Origin of the sequence: Tomitella fengzijianii (assembly GCF_007559025.1) — a bacterium.
Taxonomy (GTDB): Bacteria; Actinomycetota; Actinomycetes; order Mycobacteriales; family Mycobacteriaceae; genus Tomitella; species Tomitella fengzijianii.
Genome location: NZ_CP041765.1, coordinates 3,687,617 through 3,709,817, shown reverse-complemented (window position 1 = coordinate 3,709,817; position 22,201 = coordinate 3,687,617). Strand labels below are relative to the sequence as shown.

20 protein-coding genes are annotated in these 22,201 nt (G+C 71.5%); 11 read left to right on the top strand and 9 right to left on the bottom strand.

What is annotated here, in order from left to right; all coding sequences use genetic code 11:
* Nucleotides 1–12: 12 nt before the first annotated feature.
* Together FO059_RS16830 and FO059_RS16825 are read right to left on the bottom strand one after the other, a co-directional pair.
* Nucleotides 13–510, bottom strand: coding sequence for a hypothetical protein (locus tag FO059_RS16830; RefSeq protein ID WP_143910091.1), 498 nt, complete (start codon nucleotides 508–510; stop codon nucleotides 13–15).
* Between the two features lie 69 nt (nucleotides 511–579).
* The gene (locus tag FO059_RS16825; RefSeq protein ID WP_143910090.1) at nucleotides 580–996 is read right to left on the bottom strand and encodes a hypothetical protein; all 417 of its coding nucleotides are present in this window, start codon (nucleotides 994–996) and stop codon (nucleotides 580–582) included.
* A 193-nt stretch (nucleotides 997–1,189) separates the two neighbouring features.
* Here FO059_RS16825 and FO059_RS16820 point away from each other — a divergent pair, with 193 nt between their 5' ends.
* From FO059_RS16820 to FO059_RS16805, 4 genes are all read left to right on the top strand, one after another.
* Complete coding sequence (locus FO059_RS16820) at nucleotides 1,190–1,894, top strand: hypothetical protein (RefSeq protein WP_143910089.1); 705 nt, start codon at nucleotides 1,190–1,192, stop codon at nucleotides 1,892–1,894.
* Between the two features lie 4 nt (nucleotides 1,895–1,898).
* Nucleotides 1,899–2,597, top strand: a complete 699-nt coding sequence (locus FO059_RS16815) for a hypothetical protein (RefSeq protein WP_233266676.1) — start codon at nucleotides 1,899–1,901, stop codon at nucleotides 2,595–2,597.
* A gap of 40 nt (nucleotides 2,598–2,637) precedes the next feature.
* Nucleotides 2,638–5,151, top strand: coding sequence for an aminopeptidase N (gene pepN / locus FO059_RS16810; protein WP_143910088.1), 2,514 nt, complete (start codon nucleotides 2,638–2,640; stop codon nucleotides 5,149–5,151).
* 191 nt (nucleotides 5,152–5,342) lie between these two features.
* Nucleotides 5,343–5,795 (top strand): hypothetical protein, encoded by a 453-nt coding sequence (locus tag FO059_RS16805; protein ID WP_143910087.1) that lies wholly within the window; start codon nucleotides 5,343–5,345, stop codon nucleotides 5,793–5,795.
* Between the two features lie 25 nt (nucleotides 5,796–5,820).
* Here FO059_RS16805 and FO059_RS16800 read toward each other — a convergent pair whose 3' ends face one another.
* Nucleotides 5,821–7,074: an EamA/RhaT family transporter gene (locus FO059_RS16800; RefSeq protein ID WP_143910086.1), complete on the bottom strand. Its 1,254-nt coding sequence runs from the start codon at nucleotides 7,072–7,074 to the stop codon at nucleotides 5,821–5,823.
* A 699-nt stretch (nucleotides 7,075–7,773) separates the two neighbouring features.
* Here FO059_RS16800 and FO059_RS16795 point away from each other — a divergent pair.
* Nucleotides 7,774–8,997, top strand: coding sequence for an ATP-grasp domain-containing protein (locus FO059_RS16795; RefSeq protein WP_143910085.1), 1,224 nt, complete (start codon nucleotides 7,774–7,776; stop codon nucleotides 8,995–8,997).
* A gap of 34 nt (nucleotides 8,998–9,031) precedes the next feature.
* Here the strand turns inward: FO059_RS16795 and FO059_RS16790 are convergent, their stop codons facing one another.
* Entirely contained in the window at nucleotides 9,032–9,922 is an 891-nt protein-coding gene (locus FO059_RS16790; RefSeq protein ID WP_143910084.1) for an alpha/beta fold hydrolase, read from the bottom strand.
* A 189-nt stretch (nucleotides 9,923–10,111) separates the two neighbouring features.
* On the opposite strand from FO059_RS16790, the gene FO059_RS16785 reads away from it, so the two are divergent.
* Nucleotides 10,112–10,546: a DUF6314 family protein gene (locus tag FO059_RS16785; RefSeq protein WP_143910083.1), complete on the top strand. Its 435-nt coding sequence runs from the start codon at nucleotides 10,112–10,114 to the stop codon at nucleotides 10,544–10,546.
* Here the strand turns inward: FO059_RS16785 and FO059_RS16780 are convergent.
* The 3 genes from FO059_RS16780 to FO059_RS16770 form a co-directional block, all read right to left on the bottom strand.
* Nucleotides 10,530–11,234 (bottom strand): LutC/YkgG family protein, encoded by a 705-nt coding sequence (locus tag FO059_RS16780; protein WP_143910082.1) that lies wholly within the window; start codon nucleotides 11,232–11,234, stop codon nucleotides 10,530–10,532. The two genes, FO059_RS16785 and FO059_RS16780, sit on opposite strands and share 17 nt — an antisense overlap.
* Nucleotides 11,231–12,706, bottom strand: a complete 1,476-nt coding sequence (locus FO059_RS16775; RefSeq protein WP_143910860.1) for a lactate utilization protein B — start codon at nucleotides 12,704–12,706, stop codon at nucleotides 11,231–11,233. Before FO059_RS16775 ends, FO059_RS16780 begins: the two co-directional genes overlap by 4 nt.
* 101 nt (nucleotides 12,707–12,807) lie before the next feature.
* On the bottom strand, nucleotides 12,808–13,602 hold the full coding sequence (locus tag FO059_RS16770; RefSeq protein ID WP_143910081.1) for a (Fe-S)-binding protein: 795 nt from the start codon (nucleotides 13,600–13,602) through the stop codon (nucleotides 12,808–12,810).
* A 127-nt stretch (nucleotides 13,603–13,729) separates the two neighbouring features.
* Between FO059_RS16770 and FO059_RS16765 the strand changes: the two genes are divergently transcribed.
* From FO059_RS16765 to surE, 5 genes are all read left to right on the top strand, one after another.
* On the top strand, nucleotides 13,730–15,142 hold the full coding sequence (locus FO059_RS16765; protein WP_233266675.1) for an MFS transporter: 1,413 nt from the start codon (nucleotides 13,730–13,732) through the stop codon (nucleotides 15,140–15,142).
* Nucleotides 15,143–15,309: 167 nt separating this feature from the next.
* Complete coding sequence (locus FO059_RS16760) at nucleotides 15,310–17,307, top strand: acyl-CoA dehydrogenase family protein (protein WP_143910079.1); 1,998 nt, start codon at nucleotides 15,310–15,312, stop codon at nucleotides 17,305–17,307.
* Nucleotides 17,308–17,420: 113 nt separating this feature from the next.
* The gene (locus FO059_RS19035; RefSeq protein WP_372497927.1) at nucleotides 17,421–17,507 is read left to right on the top strand and encodes a putative leader peptide; all 87 of its coding nucleotides are present in this window, start codon (nucleotides 17,421–17,423) and stop codon (nucleotides 17,505–17,507) included.
* 177 nt (nucleotides 17,508–17,684) lie between these two features.
* Nucleotides 17,685–19,085 carry an APC family permease gene (locus FO059_RS16755; protein WP_143910078.1) on the top strand — a complete coding sequence of 467 codons (1,401 nt, stop codon included), beginning with the start codon at nucleotides 17,685–17,687 and terminating at the stop codon, nucleotides 19,083–19,085.
* Between the two features lie 172 nt (nucleotides 19,086–19,257).
* Nucleotides 19,258–20,235, top strand: coding sequence for a 5'/3'-nucleotidase SurE (gene surE, locus FO059_RS16750; protein ID WP_158726364.1), 978 nt, complete (start codon nucleotides 19,258–19,260; stop codon nucleotides 20,233–20,235).
* 75 nt (nucleotides 20,236–20,310) lie between these two features.
* Here surE and FO059_RS16745 read toward each other — a convergent pair whose 3' ends face one another.
* Both FO059_RS16745 and FO059_RS16740 read right to left on the bottom strand, forming a co-directional pair.
* Nucleotides 20,311–20,979 (bottom strand): response regulator transcription factor, encoded by a 669-nt coding sequence (locus tag FO059_RS16745; protein ID WP_143910076.1) that lies wholly within the window; start codon nucleotides 20,977–20,979, stop codon nucleotides 20,311–20,313.
* Entirely contained in the window at nucleotides 20,976–22,133 is a 1,158-nt protein-coding gene (locus FO059_RS16740; RefSeq protein ID WP_143910075.1) for a sensor histidine kinase, read from the bottom strand. Before FO059_RS16740 ends, FO059_RS16745 begins: the two co-directional genes overlap by 4 nt.
* Nucleotides 22,134–22,201: the final 68 nt, after the last annotated feature.

Below are 22,201 nucleotides of genomic sequence, written 5' to 3'. Positions count from 1 at the left end.
CCCGCGGCGGCGTCAGCGGCTGTCGCGCTTGGCCTGACGCTGCGCGCCTTGCGATCGCGACGAGGCGTCCCGCTTGACGCCGCCCGTCGTCCCCGCATGCTTCCGCGCGCGCCCCGTATCGGCGACCTTGCCGCCGGCGGCAGCCTGCGCATCGGGGCCGGAGCCCCGATTCTCCTGCGCCCTCGCGAGCCGCTCTGCCTTGAGTTTCTCCGCGGCCTCGTGCGCGACGACCGCGACGCGCTCGGAAACCAGCGCGAGCGCTTCCTCGAACGCCTCGGCGCGCAGGCGCTTCTTGGCGCCCTTGGGCGCCGCGGCGCCGCGGCCGCCCATCTCCGAGACGTTCTCCCGCGCGGCGCGGCGGTAGTTCTTTACATGCTTGTTGCGGGCTCGCCGTACGCGGCGGTGCACCTCCAGCAGCGCGTCCTCGTCGAGCTCGGCGAGCCGTGCGGGCTCGATCTCACGCATGAGATCGAGCTCCTGCTCCTTCATCACCCAGAAGTATTCCTCCATGACGTCATCGTTGCATCCGGGCCGGACATCCAAGGCGGTTTCGCCGATTGCGCTGCCGCGAACCGGAAATCACCCGATTGGTCGATCCTGGCGTGGCGATGATCGAGTCCACAGGTACGCGGTGAGGACGCAGATGGCGGGCAGTTGGCCGATCATGACTCCGCCGGGCAGGGCCAGCAACTCCCATCCGGACTGCGGGAACACGAACGCCCACAGGACGACGACGCCGGTCAGGACGATCGTCAATGCGTGGCTGCCCGTCAGGATGCGGATCCGCCACGCGGGGTGCGGGCCCAGCGTGGCACCGGCGACGAGGCCGATGAATGCGGCGAGAAGCCCGATGAGCATGCCCCCGGCGAGGATGATGAATCCGGCGTCGGTGGCCGCAGACGGGTTCATCGGCAGGACCGGCTGAACGAGAAGGAAGCACCACATCAGCACGGAGCACGCCGCAGCGATGGCGGACGTGACCTGGAGGGTCCTCATCGCGTCACCGTATCCGAAACGTGGCCCCGGAGAGGTCCGCTACATCTGCTCCAACTGTTCGAGGGTTTCAGGGCGTCCGGCGTGACCCGCGGCGGGAATCCAAGCGATCCGGCCGGCGGGAGCGTGCGCCGGGCCAGCTCACATGGGGTACGATAGGTACGTTGCATTGGATTCGTACCTGAGGGGTGGAGGCATGGCCGCACAGCTTGTTCCCGCAGAGGGTGCTGCGCAGGAAATTGTTGACGACGGATCGGTCGCTGATGACCTCAAGGCAGTTGTCGATGCCATGGTCGAGTCAGTGTTTGCGCAGCATGCTGACGCCATCAACACGACGGACCGCAATCGGCGGATCAACACGCGACGCACTGCCGGTCGCACCCACGGTCTGGTTTCCGTCTTCGTGGACCTGGGAGTCGCCACGCTGTCCGAACAGCAACGACTGGAGCTTGCCCAGGACCTCATCGGTACCGTGACCGGACACGATGCCGACCGGCGCGAGAAGGCCCGGGCGGAGGGGCGCGAGTCGATCTTCAGCGCATTCGATGTCCTCGACTCGAAGGAGGTTTCCCGCATCCTCGCGCCGACCAGTGCGCCGGCCCGGAGCGTGGCGCAGAAGCGGCGGAAGGCAGGTGAATTGATCGGGCTCCCGGTGGGGAAGCGGCCGGACTTCCGCTATCCGGACTTCCAGTTCGACCGCGCACAGCAACGCGTCCGCTCGTTGGTCGCGCATGCCAATCGGCGCCTCGACGTCGCCAACGACCCGTATGGTGCGGCGAGCTGGTGGCTCACGCCCGCGGATGTGCTCGACGACCGCAGCCCGCTCGAAGACCTGGAAGCCGGGATCCTCACTGAAGTCGCGATCGACAACGTCCTCGACGACGTACGTCGGGGTATGTGACCGGTTGCGGGCTTACAACGGCGCACCCGCTGTCACCGACATCGTCGTCGACGGAACCGGACTGTGGCGTGTCCACCGCACCGACGACATCCACCCGCCGAATTGCTTCAACTCCACCAACCTCGCACCCTTGATCGATGCGTCCGCGATCGACATGCGGAAGGAGCGGATCCCGAAGCAAGGGCGCTTCGACCCGGTCCATGACGCGAGCGTGTGCCCGGGCGGGGAACTTCTCGGCGGATACCTTTACGTGGGCCTGACGGTCGGTGCGGTGGTCGCCGAAGGCATCCTCCGCTCGGCCGACATCCCACCTTCCGGAATCCTTTCGGCCGCAGCGCTGTCGGAGCTCTCGCTGACACGGATGGTGCTGCGTGAAGACGTGGCTGTCGCGGTGCTCGACACGCAAGCAGGGCTGGTCGCGGTCAACCAGGATGCCTCGTTGACCGCCTGCACGTGGCGCGACTACGGCAACAGCCGTGTCACGTGTACCGAAATTCTCGTGGCTACCACAGAAGCTCAAGGCGTTCGATACAGGTGTCGCAATGGGTTGGAGGAGCGGTCGCTGCTGTTGATCGAGCGGGATAACGCGCCGGCGATCGAGCTTCTCGAAACCGGGGAACTCGGCCGGCCGGGATGGTCCCGTGATCTTGTCGAGGACTCTCTGTTCGACGACTTCGGTGTCGTCTTGGACGCTCCCCGGTGACGGCCCCGCTGTCGCCCCGCCGGATGGCAGGATCGGGCGCATGAGCGAACCGACCACGGCCAACCTGACCCGCGACGAGACTGCGGCAAGATCCGCGCAGGTCACCGTCCACGGCTACCGCGTCGAACTCGACGTCACCGGCGCACCGGACGCGGCCGCCACCGGGTTCCCCAGCACGGTGACCGTGGAGGTCGAGGGGGACGGGGACACGTGGCTGGACTTCCTCGGCGAGTCGGTCGAGGCCGTGCGGGTCGACGGCGCCGCGGTGCCGGTGGAGTACGACGGCGCGCGCGTCGCGCTGCGGAACCTGCGCGGGCGCAGCACGGTGCGCGTCGAGGCGACGGGCCGCTACAGCCGCTCGGGCGAAGGACTGCACCGGTTCGTCGACCCCGTCGACGGCGCAACGTACCTGTACACCCAGTACGAGCCGGCCGACTGCCGCCGCGTGTTCGCCTGCTTCGAGCAGCCGGACATGAAGGCGCCGTTCACCTTCGAGGTCACCGCGCCCGAGGGATGGGAGGTGATCTCCAACAGGGAGGCGGCCGCGACGGAACAGGCGGGCCCCGGCGCTGTGCGCGTGCGGTTCGCACCGACCCTGCCGATCCCCACCTACATCACCGCGGTGGTCGCCGGGCCCTACCACCGCGTCGACGGCGAATGGCGTGGCGTGGGCGCGGGCCCCGGCGGCGCCGACCTCACCGTGCCGCTCGGCGTTCTCTGCCGCGCGTCGCTGGCGCAGCACCTCGACGCCGACGCCATCCTCGAGGTGACGCGCCAGGGCCTCGACTTTTTCCACGACGCGTTCGGCTACCCGTACCCGTGGGGCAAGTACGACCAGGTGTTCGTCCCCGAGTACAACCTGGGGGCCATGGAGAACCCCGGCTGCGTCACCTTCACGGAGAAGTACGTCTTCCGCGGGGAGGCGACGCGTGCCCAGTACGAGGCGCGGGCGACGACGATCCTGCACGAGATGGCGCACATGTGGTTCGGCGACCTGGTGACGATGCGCTGGTGGGACGACCTGTGGCTCAAGGAGTCGTTCGCCGACTACATGGGCACGCTCGCCTGCGCGGAGGCGACGGAGTTCACCGAGGCGTGGGTGGCGTTCGCGGAACGGCGCAAGGCGTGGGCGTACCGGCAGGATCAGCTGCCCACCACGCATCCCGTCGTCGCCGACATCGTCGACCTGGAGGCGGCGAAGCTCAACTTCGACGGCATCACCTACGCCAAGGGCGCCGCGGTGCTCAAGCAGCTCGTCGCGTATGTGGGCCGCGAGGCGTTCTTCGAGGGTTCGCGCCGCTACTTCCGCGCCCACGCGTACGGCAACACGACGCTGACCGACCTGCTGGCCGAGCTGTCCTCCGCATCCGGCCGCGACCTCGACGCGTGGGCGCGGGCCTGGCTGCAGACCACCGGGGTCGCCACGCTCACCCTCGAGCAGGACGGCCCGTCCGGGGAAGTGGTGGCGGCGCAGTCCGATGGGCGCCCGCACCGCTTCGGCGCCGGCCGGTACGACTATGACGGCGACGCCTTCGTGCGCGTCGAACGGGCCGACGTCGAGCTGACCGGCACACCGCAGCACGCGCCGGTCCCGCTCGCGGCGGCCCCGCTGATCGTGCTCAACGACGACGACCTCACCTACGCCAAGACGCGGCTCGACGCGCGGTCGCTGGGCACCGTCGAGTCCGGGCTCAGCCGTGTCGCCGACCCGCTGGCCCGCGGCCAGATCTGGGCGGCGCTGTGGAACGCGGTGCGCGACGGGGAGCTGGATCCCGCCCGCTATCTGGCCGTCGTCGCGCGGCACGCCCCGGGCGAGACGAACACCGCGCTGCTCGCCTCGGCCCTGGCCAACGCGGACGATGCCGTGAACCGCTACGTGCCGGAGGCCGACCGTGCGCGCCGCCGCGGCGAGTGGCTGGACACGGCGTGGTCGGCGGTGCAGTCCGGCGGCGGCCTTCCGTGGGCGCGCGCGCTCGCGGGCGCGGCGTCCGTGGCCGACGGCCGCGCCGCCGGGATCCGGGCGCTTCTCGACGGCTCCGCGCCGGTCCCCGAAGGCCTGCGGCTGGATCCGGATCTGCGCTGGTCGCTGTGGACGGCGCTCGCGGCGACCGGGCACGCGGGTCCCGCCGACCTGGACTCGGAACTCGCCGCGGACGACACCGCCGGCGGCCGCACCGCCCACCTGCGTGCGCTGGCGGCGCGGCCCGACCCCGCGGTGAAGAGGGACGCGCGCCGGCGGATCCTCGAAGACGAGTCGCTCACCAACGACCAGGTCGACGCGCTCATCGCCGGGTTCCGTGCGGGCCGGCGGCGGGACCTGATCGCGGAGTACGACGACGCCTACTTCGCGGGGCTGACGGGGGTGTGGCGCGGGCGCAGCATCGAGATCGCCCGCCGCATCGTGCTGGGCCTGTTCCCGGCAGGGGAGACGACGGACGCCGTCGAAGGGTGGCTCGCCGCGCACCCCGACGCCCCGGGCGCGCTGCGCAGGCTCGTGATCGAGCAGGGCGACCACCTGGCGCGCGCCATCCGGGTGCGGGGGATCGGGCGGTAGCCGACGGCCGGGCGGAGTTGTCGTACCCCGGTGATATCACTGTGTTGAATACGCGGGCTGCAGGGGACACCTTTCTGCAGGAGACGCCGTTCTGCAGGAGGCACCGTTTTGCAGGCGGCACCGTTTTGCAGGAGACACCGTTCTGCAGGAGACACCGCGGCACTGGCGACACGGCAATCGGAGGTCCGGCGATGAGCAGGCGCAGCGCGAACGGTTCCGGCGGGGGCTGGATTATCGTCTTCCTGGCGCTGGCCGTCGTCGGTTTCATCATCACGTACATCGTGGCCATCTCGATCATGGTGGGCGTCGTCGCGGTGTCGTGGCTCGTGTACTGGCTCATCGACCGGCGGGTGAAGGCGCGTCGTGCGCGGGAGGCCGGCGCACAGGCGGAGAGGGCCGCGCTCGCGTCGCGTGCGATGCGCCAGCATGAAGCGGTGCTACGGGGCGACCCGCGCGGCATCTACGGGGCGTACCTGCCCGCGGTGTTCCCGGAGTTCGGCCCGGCGGCGATGCGGCGCGAGCGGCCGGTGCCCCGCTTGGCGATGGGGCGCGTTCCGGAGGCGCCGCCACGGCGGGTCGTCGAACCGAAGGGGATCCCCATCCAGCGCACGGCGCGACCACCCGGGCGCCGGCCCGCCGCCTGACCGCCGAGCCGCCTGACCGCCGGCCTCAGCGATGCGAGCTGCGGCGGGGTTCGACGGGCTTGTCGGCGTCGTGGGCGCCCCCCGATCGGGGCCCACCGTTTTCGGGATCGTCACCGGACCGGCCCTCGGCCGCGTCGGGCTCCGGCTGCGCGTCGGTGGGCTGGGCGGACTGCGCGTCGGGCGCCTCGCCGACCGGAGGTTCGGGGTCGGCCGAAGCGGGTTCCGGGTCGGCCACTGCAGGCTGCGGGTCCGGCTGGGGTTCGGGTGGACGCTGGGCCTCGAACCGCCGAAGAATCGGGATCTCGCCCGTGATCGCCTGCGCGAACTCGGCCAGCCGGCGTCGCTTGGTGAAGCGGCCCCGCAGGCTCCAGCCGCCGGAAGGCGGTTCGAGTTCGCCCAGGTGGTCGGCTTCGGTGGAGCTGTACAGCGCCACCAGTACCGCGCCCACCACGGCGCCGATGAATCCGATGAAGGCGACGATCGCCATGCCGGGCTTCGCGTCGTCGTTGAGGAACACGACGCCGATGATGCCGGGCGCGGCGGTCTCCCCCACCACGAGCACGGCGGTGACCCCGTTGACGTGGCCCACCTGCAGCGCCACCGTCTGCACATAGAAACCGACGACGCCGGCCAGCGCGATGGTCCACGCGGCCGGGTCCGTGATGATGCGCAGCGGATCGAACGGGCTCACACCGTCGAGCACGCGCACCCCGACCGCGATGATGCCGAACATGACGCCTGCCAGCGCCCCGTCGAGGATGGCGCCGCGGCTGCCGAGCTTGTAGGCGGCCAGGCAGCCGATGACGCTGAGAATCGCCGTCGCGAGGAACAGGTACCAGTGGAAGCTGCGCTGCTCACCGCCGCCGGCGTGATGGTCGGCGGACAACGCGAGCATCAGCAGCGACGCGATCACCGTCATCATGGCGACCCAGTCGCGCGTGTGCAGCTTGTTCTCCAGCATCACCGCGCCGAGCAATGCCGTGACGATGAGGTTCGCCGACACGATGGTCTGCGACAGGAACAGCGGGAGGAACCGCGCCGCGATAGCGCCACCCGCGAAACCCACCAGCAGGAAGATGGTGCCGAGCACGAACTCCCTGCTGCGGAAGGTTTCCACGGTGGAAGTCAGCGTGGGGCCGTCGTGCTCGGTGACGGTGCCGGGGGTCTTGGTCTTGCGTTCCTCGATCGCCGCGGAGCGCGCCCCCAGCGCGCGCAGCACCGTGGACACGCCGTAGGCGACCGCCGCGCCACTGGCGAAGAACACGCCGATCAGGAACAACAGGCAACCTCCGATCCCGTGTCATCCGCTGCGGCTCCCCGGCGGCTTCCGTCGATCCGGATTCCGCGCGGAGGTTGTCGCCGGTCGCTCTCCGTCGTGCGTCAGTCTCGTGTGCGTAAGTGTCGTGTGCGTAAGTGTCGTGTCTTCAACGTGGTGGTGCGTGCAACCTTGCCGTCATAAGCGGCGACAAGTCACACCTACCCGCATACCTTATGTGTCAACACCCGGTGAGGTCCGTACATTCCGGCGACGATCGTCCCGCGGATCACCGCGTTGGTCCATGCCCGTTCCGCACCGTGGTAGCGCCGGAATGCCCGTCACGCACACATTCCGGCCGGGTCGGAAGTGTACGGAACAAGGCGACCTTCAGCCAGTTGACATTCTCCGGCGGGCTCCTCGCATCCGTTGCGCGGCCGGGGGCCGGCGAGGCGGGCGCCGCGGGCGGTGAACCCGATATCGTGGACCGACGGTGGTCCGAACTGCGGCGGGTACTCACAGCGCGCCCGTCCGTGCGGGGTCCGGCGCCCCGATGTCCGTGCGACGGTGTTCTTCATCGCACCGCGATTCAGTCGACGATCGCGGGTGCGTGCTGTGGCAGAGTCGAGTCGGCAGAAGACGATCGTCGAAGTGCGCCCGAGGACGATCGCCGGAGTCCGCCCGAGGCGGGTGCTCCCGGCACCCCGAGAGACCGGAGGTCCCATGTCCGCATCCGACCGCGCCAGCGCCGCGGCGTCCGCATTGTCGGCGGAGTCGCCGAAGCGCGTGCTGGTCACCTTCGGGCGCTCTTTCCTGTCGTTGTCCATCGCCCGGCTCCTCGGCTCCGCGGGCCACGAGGTGCATGTGGCGGACGCAGTCCCGTTCGCGGTGAGCCGATTCTCCAACCGCGTGGTCAAGATGCACCGCACGCCGCGGCCCAAGTACGAGCCGCTCGAGTGGGCGTTCGCCATCGCGGGCATCGTCCGCGCGCAGAAGATCGACCTGCTCGTCACGGTGCACGAGGAGACGGACATCCTCGCGCAGGTGATCATGCGGTACCCCGACCTGTTCCCGGACTCGTGCAGGCTGCTGCTGTCGGACTTCGAGCTCGAGCACGCCATGCACAACAAGTACGAGTACCAGCGGCTTCTGGACTCGATCGGCGTGCCCACTCTGCGCTATGCGCTGGTGCGCAGCCAGGACGATCTCGACGCCCTCGACTTCGACTTCACCTTCGCTCTCAAGCAGGTGTTCTCCCGCGGCGCGCAGGACATCCACAAGGTCCGCCCCGACGACAAGCCGCGCGACCTGAGCTTCAACCCGGCCAACCCGTGGATCGCGCAGGAGTGGCTCAGCGGAGACAAGTACTGCTCATACTCGATCTGCTACGACGGCAAGGTGTACGCCGACGCGCTCTACCCGGTGCACTACGCGATCGACGGGCACTCCTGCCTGAGCTACGAGCAGGTGGAACACGAGGGCATCGCCGAGTGGATCCGCCAGCGGGTCAAGGAGCTCAACTTCACCGGCCAGGTGGGGTTCGACTTCATCGACAACCCCGAACGCGGACTGTTCACCATCGAGTGCAACCCGCGCGCCACCAGCGGGGTGATGCTCTTCGAGCCGGAGGACCGGGTGGACCGCGCCTTCTTCGCGGAGAACGACGAGGTGATCAGGCCGCGGCCCGGAGTCGCGAAGATGCTCGGGCCGGGGATGGCAATGTACGGCTGGCGCAAGTCGTCGCTGGAGGGCAACACGCTGCGCGGATTCCTGCGTGACTTCCGGCGCACCGACGAGGTGATCGTCCAACGCGACGACCTGGGGCCCGCGTTCGGCGTGCCGTTGGCGGTGGGGAACATCCTGGCCCAGGCGCTGCGCTACCGCGTCAACGTGCCCGAGGCGTTCATGTACGAGAACGAGTGGGACGGCCGGCCGCTGCCGACGTGACGGGGCGGCGGGGGCCGATCAGCCGAGCCGAGGCTCAGAGGTCCCGCCCGTCGGCCTGCTCGCGGTGGGCCGTGCAGAACTTGGTGATCCGCTTGGCGCTGTCGCCGGGCCCGGTGAACAGCCCGCCGTGGCCCGCCCCGTCGATCTGCACGAACTTCGCGCCCGGGATCAGGCTGGCCGTGGCCGCGCACTGGCCGGGCGGGAAGAACAGGTCGAACTCGAACGCCAGCACCAGCGTGGGCACCGAGATGGCGGCGAGGTGCTCCGGCCTGGGCTCGTGCGCGGTGATCCACTGCTGCGAGGCCGTCAGCTGGCCGCGGAACCCCTCCGGGTCCGCCCAGCCGCCGTCGCCGTGCGCCAGGACGTCCCGCCAGCCGCCGACGGCCGCCGGCTCCTGCAGCAGGCTGGGATGCAGCGTGGTCATGAGCTGCTCGAATACGAGCACCTCGCGCGGAACCTCGCCGTACTTGGCGATCAGGCCCAGCTCCATCTCGCCGACGATCTCGCCGACGGGGGTGGGCTGGAGCCCGGCGAACAGCACGGCCGCCGAGACCCGCTCGGGGTGGGAGCGCAACAGCATCTGCGTGGTGTAGCAGCCCATCGAGTAGCCGACGACGATGGCGTGGTCTATGCCGTAGTGGTCGAGCACGGCGACCGCGTCCACCGCCATGTCGTCCATGGAATACGGCGCGGCCGGGGCCGTCGACGGGGCCAGGCCGCGGGCGTTGTAGCGGATGACGCGGAAACCGGCGTCGACCAGCGCGGGCGCCAGTCCGCAGATCTCCCACACCATCGACGGCATGCCGAGCCCGCCGATGAGCAGCACCGCGGGGCCCTCACCGCGGCTCCACGCCCCCAGGGCGACGCCGTCGGGCGTGGTCACGGTGTCGTGCGGGGCGAGGGTGAGCGGGGATTCGTCGGCCATGCGGGTGGACTCCTAGCGGGGACGCGCGGACGTGCGGCCGAGAGTGGCGGTGAGGCCCGCGCTCGGTTGCCGCAGGTTTCGCCGACGATTCTGCCACCGTGCGGGCCGCCGGTGGCGGCCCTCGGCGCCCCGTCACGGTGATGTCCGGCACGGCGGCTCCGCCTGTGCCCGGCCGCCTAGACTGGGTGCGTGGACCGATACGGCGACGAGGAACCGGATCCGCGCACGTTGCTGGGCCGCTGGGGCTTTTCGCGCACCATCGACGACCGCTTCGCCGGGGACAGGAAGACGGTGGACGGGACCATCACGCTCAGCGCCGACGGCGAGCGGGTGCGCTGGTACGAGGAGGGCACCCTGCACCTGGACGGCCAGGACCTGCCGGTGACGCGGACGATGTTCGTCGAGCCGCGCGGCGACGGCTGGTTCGTCGTGTTCGAGGACGGGCACGACTTCCACCCGTGGACCACCGGCGAGCAGGTGCAGCACCTGTGCGGCCGCGACCTCTACAGCGGCCGGATCGACGTGGGGGACCGGCCGGAGCCGGATGCGTGGACGGTGCGCTGGGACGTGGCCGGGCCGGAGAAGGACTACACGATGACCACGCGGCTCACCGGCGGGCGCTGAGGTCGGATTTGGCGTCGTCCACCAGGAGGACGTCGAGCTCGCGCGGGCCGTGCACCCCGTCCACCCGCCTCAGCTCGATGTCCACGGTGGCCGACGGGCCGGAGACGACGGTGAGCGCGCGGGTGGGGTCCATGCGGGCGACCGCGGCCGGAAGATCGGCCACCACCTGCCCGGCGCGTAGCACGACGATCATCGCGTCGGGCAGCAGAGACAGCACCCGCCGCCCCTGGCCGGGGCCGCCGTCGAGCACCAGCGTGCCCGAGTCGGCGGCCGCGACCGTCGCGGCGGTGAGCACGGCGTCGGCCCCCTCGACCTGCGCGGTGGTGAGCGGCGGATCGTCGCCGATCCACTCGATCGCGTTCCGCGGCAGCCACCCCGGATCGAGCCCCGGCGGTGCGATGACGCGGCGCAGCCCGCGGTCCTCGGCGACGGCGGCGACGGCGGCGGCCACCGCGTCGCTCCGCGTGCGGCGGACCGTCGCGTGCGTGCCCTCCATCCGTTCGGCGAACAGGGCGAGGAGCTCCGGCGTCCCCGACTCGGGCGATGCGGGGGCGTAGTCGCGGGGGACGGGGGCGTCGGGGACAGGGTCGCGGGAGACGGGCGGCGCAGCGCGGCCCGGGCCCAGAGCACGGCGGATGCGGCCCAGGATCACCGCCCGGCCGTCGTGCGCCTCGCCGTCGGTGCTCATGGGACGTCCCCGCCGTCGCGCGTGCCGCCGTCGGTGCGGGACCACCAATTGCTGAAGCTCTCCGGCGGCGGCACGGCCACGTCGCGGGACCCGAACCAGCCCGCGAGACCCGGCACGGACGGGACGTTGGCGTCGGGTCCGCCGCGGATCACCTTGTGCGCCAGGCCCGCCAGGCGTTCGCCGAGCCCCATCGCGGCGGGGCGTTCGAAGATCGCCGACGCGGCCTTCATCGCCACCCGCTCCGGCGACGGCGGGAACGCCGGCTCCGCGTCCACCACCTTCGAACGCAGGTGCGTGAGCAGGTGCGGGATGGGGATACGCACGGGGCAGGCGTCGAAACACGCCCCGCACAGCGACGACGCGTACGGCAGGTTGCGGTCCTGCTCGCTGTGCAGCCCCCGCAACTGCGGGGTGAGCACCGCCCCGATGGGCCCCGGATACACGGAGCCGTAGGCGTGCCCGCCGGTCCGCGAGTACACCGGGCACACGTTGAGGCAGGCCGCGCACCGGATGCAGCGCAGAGCGGAGCGCCCGGCGGGATCTGCGAGCACGTCGGTGCGGCCCTCGTCGAGCAGCACGATGTGCACCTGCTCGGGGCCGTCGGCGACGGGCTCCCCGGATACGCCTTCGGCGTGGTGCACCCCCGTCCACATCGAGGTGTAGGGATTCATCCGCTCGCCGGTGGCGGAGCGGGCCAGCAGCTGCAGGAACACCTCGGTGTCGCGCCAGGTGGGGATGATCTTCTCGATCCCCACCACGCTGATCAGGGTCTTCGGCATCGTCACGCACATGCGCCCGTTGCCCTCAGACTCGACGAGCATGAGCGTGCCAGTCTCGGCCACCGCGAAGTTCGCGCCCGTCACCGCGACGCCCGCGCGCAGGAACTTCTCGCGCAGGTGGGCGCGTGCGGCAGCGGCCAGCGACGCCGGGTCGTCGGTCATGCCGTCGGGGGCGGGCCTGCCGAACGCGCCCATGTTCTTGTCGAAGATCTGCCGGATCTCCGCGCGGTTGCGGTGGATCGCCGGCACCACGATGTGCGAGGGGACGTCCCCTGCCAGCTGCACGATCAGCGCCGCCAGGTCGGTCTCGTAGGCGTCGACGCCCGCGGCGGCCAGGGCCCGGTCCAGGCCGATCTCCTCGGTGGTCATCGACTTGGCCTTGACCACCTCGTCTGCGCCGGCATCCACCGCCAGCCGGGCGACGATGCGGTTGGCGCTCTCCGCGTCCGGCGCCCAGTGCACGATGGCCCCGGCGGCGGTGGCGGCCTCCTCGAACTGCAGCAGGTACTCGTCCAGGTGGGCGAGTGTGTCGTTCTTGATCGCCTCGGCGGACAGGCGCAGCTGCTCCCAGTCGTCGCGCTCGGCGACCAGCGCGTCCCGCTTGGCCCGGATGGTGCGCGTGGCCTTGTGCAGGTTGTGGCGCTGCTGCGAGTTGCGCAGCTCGTGCGCCGCGGCCTCGGGAAACGGCGGCATGCCCAGGTGCTCGCGCTGCGGGGGCACGACGGCCCCGGCGGCGGCGGTCCTTTCGGCGGCGGAGCGTTTGGTGGCGGAACGTCCGGCGGCGGTACCGGGATTCACGGCGCGAACTCCCGCGTCGGCCGGTCCACCTCGCGCACCGGGCCGCCGGTGCCCAGCGGATCCTCGCGGGTGGAGGCGAGGATCTCGGCGTAGTGCAGCGGGCGCATGGGCGAACGGCCGCGCGAGAGCATGCCGCCGATGTGCATGAGGCAGGAGTTGTCGGCCGCGGTGAGCACCTCGGCGCCGGTGCGCATCGCGTTGGCCACCTTGTCCGAGCCCATCGCCGTGGACGTGTCGGCGTTCTTGATCGCGAACGTGCCGCCGAACCCGCAGCACTCCTCGGCCTCCGGCAGCTCGGCCAGCTCGATGCCCTCGACGTTGCGGAGAAGCTGCGTGGGCTTGTCGCCCACGCGCAGCATCCGCAGCGTGTGACAGGTGGGGTGGTAGGTGACGCGGTGCGGGAAGTACGAGCCCGTGTCCGTCACGCCCAGCACGTCCACCAGCAGCTCGGACAGCTCGAAGAGGCGCGCGCCCACGGAGTCCACCCGGCGGTGCAGGCGCTGCGAGCCCGCCCGGTCCGCCAGCGTCGGGTAGTACTCCTCGACCATCGACGCGCACGAGCCCGACGCGGCGAGCACCACGTCGTAGCCGTCGAACACGTCGCAGAAATGCTCGGCCAGCGGGATGCAGTCGTCCTGGTAGCCGGTGTTGAAGTGCATCTGACCGCAGCACGTCTGCCCGCGCGGGAACACCACCTCGTGGCCCAGGCGGCGCAGAAGGCGCACCATCGCCTTGCCCGTCCGCGGATACATCACGTCGTTGAAGCAGGCGATGAACAGTGCGATCCGCATCCGCGCCTCCAGGTTGCGAGCGTGCCGCCCTCCAGCGTCGCAGAGCAGCGAGCAGTGCGCGGGCGGTTCACGGATGCGGGTGCGGCGCGGCAGGTGCGGGCCAGGGCCCGCCTATGCTGGTGCGATCGTGAACACAACCGGCCGGAGGGGTTCCGGCAGCCCCGGCACGAGCAGCCCGGGCCCGCGGCGCCTCGGCCCCAGCGTCGCCGCGCTCTGCCTGGGCACGGTGCTGAACCCGCTCAACTCGTCGATGATCGCCGTGGCCCTCGTCGACTTCCAGCGGCACTTCGCCCTCGACATAGCCACCGTCACCTGGGTGATCACCTCGTTCTACCTGTGCTCGGCGGCGATGCAGCCGGTGATGGGGCGCTTCGCCGACCGCTTCGGGGCCAAGCGGCTGTTCATCACCGGCATGGCGCTGGTAGTGGTCACCTGCGCCCTGGCGACGTTCGCGCCGAGCTTCGCGCTGGTGTGCGTGGCGCGGGTGTTCATGGCGCTCGGCACGGCCACCGCCTACCCCAGTGCCGTCGCCATGGTGGGCGCGCTGACGGCCCGGGCGCAGGTGAGCTCCACCCGGCCGCTGGGCATGATCCAGATGGCCAACACTGCGGGCGCGGCCGTGGGGCCGGTGCTCGGCGGGGTGCTGGTGGGCGTGTTCGGCTGGCCCGCGCTGTTCTTCGTCAACGTGCCGCTGGGGCTGGCCGCGGCGGCCGGGGTGCTGTGGCTGACGCCCGCCGACCCGCCGCGCGAGCGCAAGCCGCTCCGGACGATCGTCATCGAATCCGACGTTCCCGGCATCGTGCTGTTCACGGCCATGCTGGTGTGCGCGCTCACCGCGGTGCTCGGCGCGATCCCGGGGGCCACCTGGTGGCTCGCGGCGGGCGCGCTGGTGTCGATGGCGGCGTTCGGGTGGCGTGAGCTGCGGTGCCCCACGCCGTTCCTGGACCTGCGGATGCTCGGCCGCAACCGGCCCCTGATCCTCGTGTACGCGGCGTTCGCGGTGTTCAACGGGGTGTACTACTGCGCGTTCTACGGGCTCCCCGAACTCCTGCAGCAGTCCGGCGGCTACAGCCCTGCGGTCGTCGGGCTGCTCATGCTGCCGCTGGCCGCCGTCTCGGTGGTGGGCACCCCGTTCGCGGCGCGCGCCATCGACCGGTGGGGGGTGCGGACGGTGATGCTGGTGGGGTCGGCGTCGCTGGTCGCGGCGGCCGGGCTGCTGTGGCTGCTCACGCTGTCCATCGCCGGGGCCGTCGTCGCGGTGCTCCTGGCGCTCACCGGCATCCCATATTGCATCGTCAGCATCGCCGCCAACCAGGGCATGTACGCCTCGGCGCGGCCCGAGGACAGCGGGGTGGCGGCCGGCATCCTGCAGACCTCGCGGTACCTGGGCGCCATCTCGGCGACGGCGGTGATCGGCGTGGTGTTCGGGCCCGGGGCGACGCAGGAGCACTGGGGCGTGATGGTTCCGGTGATGGTGGGGCTGGCGGTGGTCACCCTGGCGCTGGCGGCGGTGTGGCGGCCGCGGGAACGCCAGGCCTGAGGGCGCCGAGTTGGTGGTTTTCCGGTGCCGCGAGCGCCGTGGAGCACCCGGGAACCGCCAACTCGGTGCAGGGACGGCCGGGCGCGGGGCGGCGCGGCCGCAATCGCGCATGAACGCGACGTGCACCGGGTAGACCGGAGGTGAGCACTGACGCGAGGAGGCTGGCGATGAGCGGGACCACGGCACGCGCGGCGGGGGATACGGGAGGTGCGACCGACGGCGACAAGCGGCCGACGGTGACCGCGGAGGAGGCGCGCGAGGTCGCCGAGCAGGCGCGCGAGGGCGGCTGGGACAAGCCGTCGTTCGCCAAGGAGATGTTCCTGGGGCGGTTCCCGCTGGAGCTGGTGCACCCGTTCCCGCGTCCGCCCGCGGAAGACGTCGCCCGCACCGACGAATACCTGCGGACGCTGCGCGGCGTGTGCGAGCAGATGGACGGCCAGCGCATCGAGGCGGAGGCGCGGATCCCCGACGAGTACGTGCGCATGCTGGCGGAGGCGGGCGCATTCGGGCTCAAGATCGACCGCGCACACGGCGGCATGGGTCTGTCGCAGGTGGCCTACAACCGGGTGCTGACGCTGGTGGCCTCGGTGCACCCGAGCATCGGCGCGCTGCTGTCCGCGCACCAGTCCATCGGCGTGCCCGAGCCGCTCAAGCTGGCCGGCAGCGACGCGCAGAAGGACGAGTACCTGCCCCGCTGCGCCCGCGGCGAGGTGTCGGCGTTCCTGCTCACCGAGCCGGACGTCGGCTCGGACCCGGCGCGTCTGGCCTCCACGGCCACCCCCGTCGACGACGGCGCCGCCTACGAGCTCGACGGCGTCAAGCTGTGGACCACCAACGGGGTGATCGCGGACCTGCTCGTGGTGATGGCGCGCGTGCCGGAATGGGACGACGCGTCCGGCGCGCACCACCGGGGCGGGGTGTCGGCGTTCGTCGTCGAGGCGGCGTCGGAGGGGATCACCGTCGAGCGCCGCAACAGGTTCATGGGCCTGCGCGGCATCGAGAACGGCGTCACCCGGCTGCACAAGGTGCGGGTGCCGCGCGAGAATCTCATCGGGCGCGAGGGCGACGGGCTCAAGATCGCTCTGACCACCCTCAACGCCGGCCGACTCGCGATCCCCGCCATGGCGGCCGGCAGCGGCAAGTGGTGCCTGAAGATCGCGCGCGAATGGTCGCGCGAGCGCGTGCAATGGGGCAAGCCGGTGGGCGAGCACGAGGCCGTCGCCACGATGATCGCCCGCATCGCCGCCACCACGTACGCTCTCGAGTCCGTGGTGGAGTTGGCCGGGCAGATGGCCGACGAGGGGCGCAACGACATCCGCATCGAGGCGGCGCTGGGCAAGCTCTGGTCCAGCGAGCAGGTCTGCGAGCTGGCGGACATGCTCCTGCAGATCAGGGGCGGGCGCGGGTACGAGACTGCGTCGTCGCTGCGCGACCGCGGCGAGCGCGCGGTGCCCGTCGAGCAACTGGTGCGCGACCTGCGCATCAACCGCATCTTCGAGGGCTCCAGCGAGATCATGCGGCTGCTGATCGCCCGCGAGGCGGTGGACGCGCACCTCTCCGCCGCGGGCGCGCTGGCCGACCCGAAGTCCGATCTGCAGGGCAAGGCGAAGGCCGCGGCCGGAGCCAGCGAATTCTATGCCCGGTGGCTGCCCACGCTGGTGGCCGGCCGCGGCGATGTGCCCGGCGGGTACGCCGAGTTCGGCGAGCTGGCCGGGCACCTGCGTTTCATCGAGCGATCGGCGCGCAAGCTCGCGCGCAACACCTTCTACGGGATGGCGCGCTGGCAGGCGGGCATGGAGAACCGGCAGGCCTTCCTGGGGCGGATCGTCGACATCGGCGCCGAGCTGTTCGCCATGTCCGCGGCGTGCGTGCGGGCCGAGGCGCAGCGTCAGGACGACCCGGTGCAGGGCGGTGGCGCCCACGAGTTGGCCGACGCGTTCTGCCGCCAGGCCGCCGGCAGGGCCGAGCACCTGATGCACGCGCTGTGGCACAACACCGACGCGTCCGACCGTGCCCTCGCACGCGGGGTGCTCGACGACCGCTACACCTGGCTGGAGGCCGGCATCCTCGACCAGAGCGAGGGCACGGGACCGTGGATCGCGCACTGGGAGCCCGGACCGTCCACGGAGCCCGACGTGGCGCGCAGGTCCGCCCGCGCCGAGTGAGGGGCGCGTGGCCGCGGTGCGTATCCTGAGCAGGTCGGGCGGTGCGCACACCGCGCGCACGCACCGGGGCCCGCAGTGGCCCCACGGATCACGAAGCGGACGGAGGCAGCGGGATGAGTAGCCGATACTGCTGCGTCGCGCTGGTCTCCCGCCGCCACATCGACCAGTGCCGGTCGGCCTCCGCACTCTGTCCGGCCTGACCCCGCCGAGCGCGCACGAGCCGCCGGCCTGACGGTCGACTCTGCGGCGCCCGCCCCTCCTCGTGGTCCCGCCGTCCCCTCGCGCATGTCGTCGCGCAGCGCGGCTTCCCCGTGCATTCGCACCACCACAGTTCTCCGGGTCGTTCGGGCCCGGCCCGGAAGGATCGGCACACCCCCATGACCGAACAGGACAGCCTCGCGGAACGCCCCGCCGCAGCGCCGGAGGACGCACCGTCCGGCGGCACCCCGACGCTGCGCCGGCGCATCAACTTCTTCGAGCTGGTCGTCTACGGGCTGGTGTTCATCGGGCCCGCCGCGGCCGTCAGCATCTTCGGCCCGCTCGACGCGCAGAGCCACGGCGCGGTGCCGCTGGTGTACCTGGTGGCGACGGTCGCGATGGCGTTCACCGCCTACTCGTACGCGCTGATGTCGCGCCGGGTGCCGCGCGCGGGGTCGGTGTTCGCCTACGCGAGCGCCGGGATCGGGCCGCGCACCGGCTTCATGGGCGGCTGGATGGTGATGCTGGACTACCTGCTGATCCCCTCGGTGGCCTACCTGTTCACGGGCATCGCGATGCACTCGTTCCTGCCCGCGGTGCCCACGTGGGGCTGGACGGCGATGGCCGTGGTGCTCACGACGGGCCTGAACCTGGCCGGCGTGCGGATCGCCGCACGCGTGGCCACGCTGGTGGTCGCCGCCGAGTGCATCGTGCTGGCCATGGTGCTGGCCGGCGGCGTCCGGGTGATCGCCGAGCACGGCACCGTGCGCGACCCGCTTTCGCCGCTCACAGGCGTGGGCGGGCTGTCGCTGACGGCGGTGCTGGGCGCGGTGTCGGTGGCGATGCTGTCCTACCTGGGATTCGACGCCATCGCGACCTTCGCCGAGGAGACCATCGGGGCGTCACGCATGGTGGCCCGCGCACTCGTCATCTGCCTGGTGACGGCGGGTCTGCTGTTCGCCGCGCAGACGTACGTGGCCGCGCTGATCACCACCGAGACCCCGCAGTTCCTCGCGGCGAACCCGGACCTGCAGGGCGACGCCTACTACCGCCTCGTCGACGACAGGATCGCGGGCTGGCTGTCCACGGCCCTGGCGGTGTCCAAGGCGGCGGGCGCGGCGTTCTCCGCGATGGTCGGCCAGGCGGCGGCGTCGCGCATCCTCATGGACATGGGGCGCGCCAAGCGGCTGCCGGCCTTCCTGGCCAAGGTGGACGGGCACACCGGGGTACCGGCCGTGGGGGTGCTCATCGCGGCGGCGTTCAACGTGGTCATCGCGGTGTGGGCGGCCTCGGCGGACGACGGGCTGGACATCCTCGTCTCGGTGGTGAGCGTGGGCGCCCTGTGCGCGTTCCTGCTGCTGCACGGCTCGGTGATCGGCTACTACTGGGTGCGGCGCCTGGGCGGCCCGCGCCGCGTCGTCTCGCACCTGGTGGCGCCCGTGCTGGGTTCGGCGATCCTCCTCGTCGTGCTGGTGGAGGCCAACGGCGTCGCGCAGGTGGTGGGCGCGGTGTGGCTGGTGGCCGGGCTGGCCGTCGTGGCGGTGCAGCACCGGCGGGGCGGGTACGCGTCGGCCGAGTGACCGGCCGCCGAGTTGGTGGTTTTTCGGTGGCCCGCGGCGGCTTTAGCACCGGAGAACCACCAACTCGGCGCGGGGGCGGCCGCCGAATTCCATGGAGCGAGATCCGCTAACGAAACACTCGTCCAGGTTGCTATGTTCCGCGTCACACATCACTGGTGACGAAAGGCGTGCATTGCGTACTCGGAACATCCTCGCGGCCCTGGCGGCGACGTCGGCTCTGGCCCTCACCGCCGGCTGCTCGGCGACGTCGGAACCCGCGGCCGGGCCCTACGAGATCGACACCTCCCTTGCCGCGGATGCCGAGCAGAGTCCCCTGCGGATCCTGCTGACCAACGACGACGGCTGGAACGCCGACGGGATCCAGGCCACGTACAAGGCGCTCAAGGAGGCCGGGTACGACGTGACCATGGTGGCCCCGGCCGAGAACCAGAGCGGCCAGAGCGCCGGATTCGAGTTCACCGGCAGCATCGAGGTCACGCACCCCAGCGACGACCCCGACGTCTACGCGGTGAGCGCGACGCCCGTGGGCTCGCTGATGTTCGGGCTCAACGAGGTGTTCAAGGACAACCCGCCGGACCTCGTCGTCTCCGGCACCAACGTGGGCACCAACAGCGGTGCGGACACCAACTACTCGGGCACGGTGGGCGCGGCGGTCGTGGCGGCCGGCGTGTACCGGATCCCGGCGATCGCGGTGAGCACGGCGACCAGCCGCGACGGCGCGGGCGCGTTCGACGAGACCGCGAACCTGGTCACCGGCATCCTGGCCGACGGTATCCCGCAGTTCCCCGAGGGCACCGTGCTCAACATCAACTACCCGAAGCTGGCCGACGGAGCCACGGAGCCGAACGGCTATGTGTACGCGCCGATGTCGGACGTGTCCCAGGCGGCGATCGGCTACGAGAAGACCGGCGACACCACCTACGAGCTGCGGCCGGGCCGGTCCGACGCGGTGCCCGAGCCCGGATCGGACCTGGCCGAGCTCAAGGCCGGCAACGTGACCTTCACCGTGCTGGAGGCCAACCGGACGGCGCCCGAGGCCGATGCCGCGGCCGTCAAGGAGCTCGTCGCGGGCCTCAACGGCGATCCGTCGACGGAGCCCACCGCTCCTGCCGTGCCCGCCGGCAGCCTGGGGTCGTCCTTCGGCTCCTGACCGGCCGCCGAGTTGGTGGTTTTTCGGTGGCCCGCGGCGGTTTTAGCACCGGAGAACCACCAACTCGCCGCCGCGCTACAGCAGTTCCGCGTCGTGCATGGTGATGGCCACCTGCACCCTGTTGGTGGCCTCCAGCTTGGCGAAACAGTGCGCGATGTGCGCCTTCACGGTGGCCAGGCTCATGTGCAGGTTCTCGGCGATCTCCGCGTTGGAGTGCCCGTGCCCCACGGCGATCGCGACGTCGCGCTCCCGGCCGGTCAGCGCCGCCGTGCGTTTGCGGGCGGCCAGTGCGCGGCCGTCTGGGGCGGACTCGGCGACCTGCCGGATCAGCCGCGCGGTGACGGTGGGCGAGAGCATCGGCTCGCCGGCGTGCACCTTGCGCACCGCGTCGACGATGGCGGGCGGCGCGGTGTCCTTGAGCAGGAACCCGTGCGCGCCGGCCGCGAGGGCCCGCACCACGTAGTCGTCGGCGTCGAAGGTGGTCAGCACGATCACCTTCGGCGGCCGCGACATCGCCGCGATGCGCGCGGTGGCGGAGATGCCGTCGAGCACCGGCATGCGGATGTCCATCAGCACCACGTCCACCGGCTCGGCGCCGGCCGCGGACTCCTCGATGACCCGGCAGGCGTGGGCGCCGTCGTCCGCCTCGCCGGCCACGGTCACGTCGGCCGCTCCGCCCAGGATCATTGCGAGCCCGGCCCGCACCAGGGCGTCGTCGTCGGCGATGAGCACGCGGATCGTCATGACGGCCACGGTAGCCAGGCCTCCAATACGAAGTGGCGTCCGGGGGCGACGCGGTGCGTCAGGCGTCCGCCGGCCAGCTCGACGCGCTCGGCGATGCCCACCAGTCCCAGCCCCGACTCGGGCGCCCGGTGCGGATCGGTGCCGACGCGCAGCGGGTTGTCCACGCGCAGTGTCAGTCCGCTGCGCGGGGACCCGGTGAGCACGACGGTGACGAGCGTGTCGCGCGCGTGCTTGCGGGCGTTGGTGATCCCCTCCTGGGCGATCCGGTAGAGCGTGCGCCCGGTCGCGATCGGGATGGCGCTGGGCCAGTGCGTGTCCTCGTAGCGGATGCGCAGCCCGGCGGCGCGCGCCTCCGCGATGAGCTCGGGCAGGTCGTCGGCGTCGGGCTGCGGCAGCTCGGGCAGCGCGTCGCCGGGGCCCTCGCGCAGCACGCCGAGTACCTCGCGCAGCTCGACAAGCGCCTGGTGGGAGGTGTCCTGGATGATCCCGGCCGCCTTGCGCACCTCGTGCGGGTCGAGGTCGTCGCGGTAGGCCAGCGCGCCCGCGTGCAGGGTGAGCAGGGAGATCCGGTGGGCCAGGACGTCGTGCATCTCGCGAGCGATCCGCGCGCGCTCGGCGATCTGGGCCTGCCGCACCCGCAGCGACTGCTCCGTCTCGGCGCGCTCGGCGCGCTCGCGGAGCGTGGCGAGCAGTTCGCGGCGCGAGCCGATGAAGAGGCCGAACGCCACCGTGATGCCGACGAACGCCGCGGACAGCGGGACGATGACACGCCAGTCATCGTCGGTGGTGGGGTTGGCGTATTCGACGACGATCCCCGATGCCAGCGACACCGCGCTGATGGGCAGGATCTCGCGCCACCGGCGGCGGGTGGACAGCGACGCGAGCGTGAGCGTGGCCGCGCCGCCGGCGAACGCGGACGGCGCCGCCAGGACCGCCGTCACCGCGGTGACGGCGACCGGGAACCGGCGGCGGGTGAAGCCGAGGATCAACAGGCCGAGCCCCAGACCCAGGTCCAGGAAGAACCACCAGCGCGCGTGCTCCCACTGCCAGCCGGCCAGTTGCGACCACGCGAGCGCGGAGATCGCCAGTGCCAGCAGCGTCCGCCAGACGTGCCCCCACACGGTGAGCGGCGGCTGGTAGTCGGCGGGGTCCACGAGGCAAGAGTAGGTGGTCGGCGGCCGACGGGGGTGCGAGCACTGTGCTCGACCTGCGCAGTGGTCGA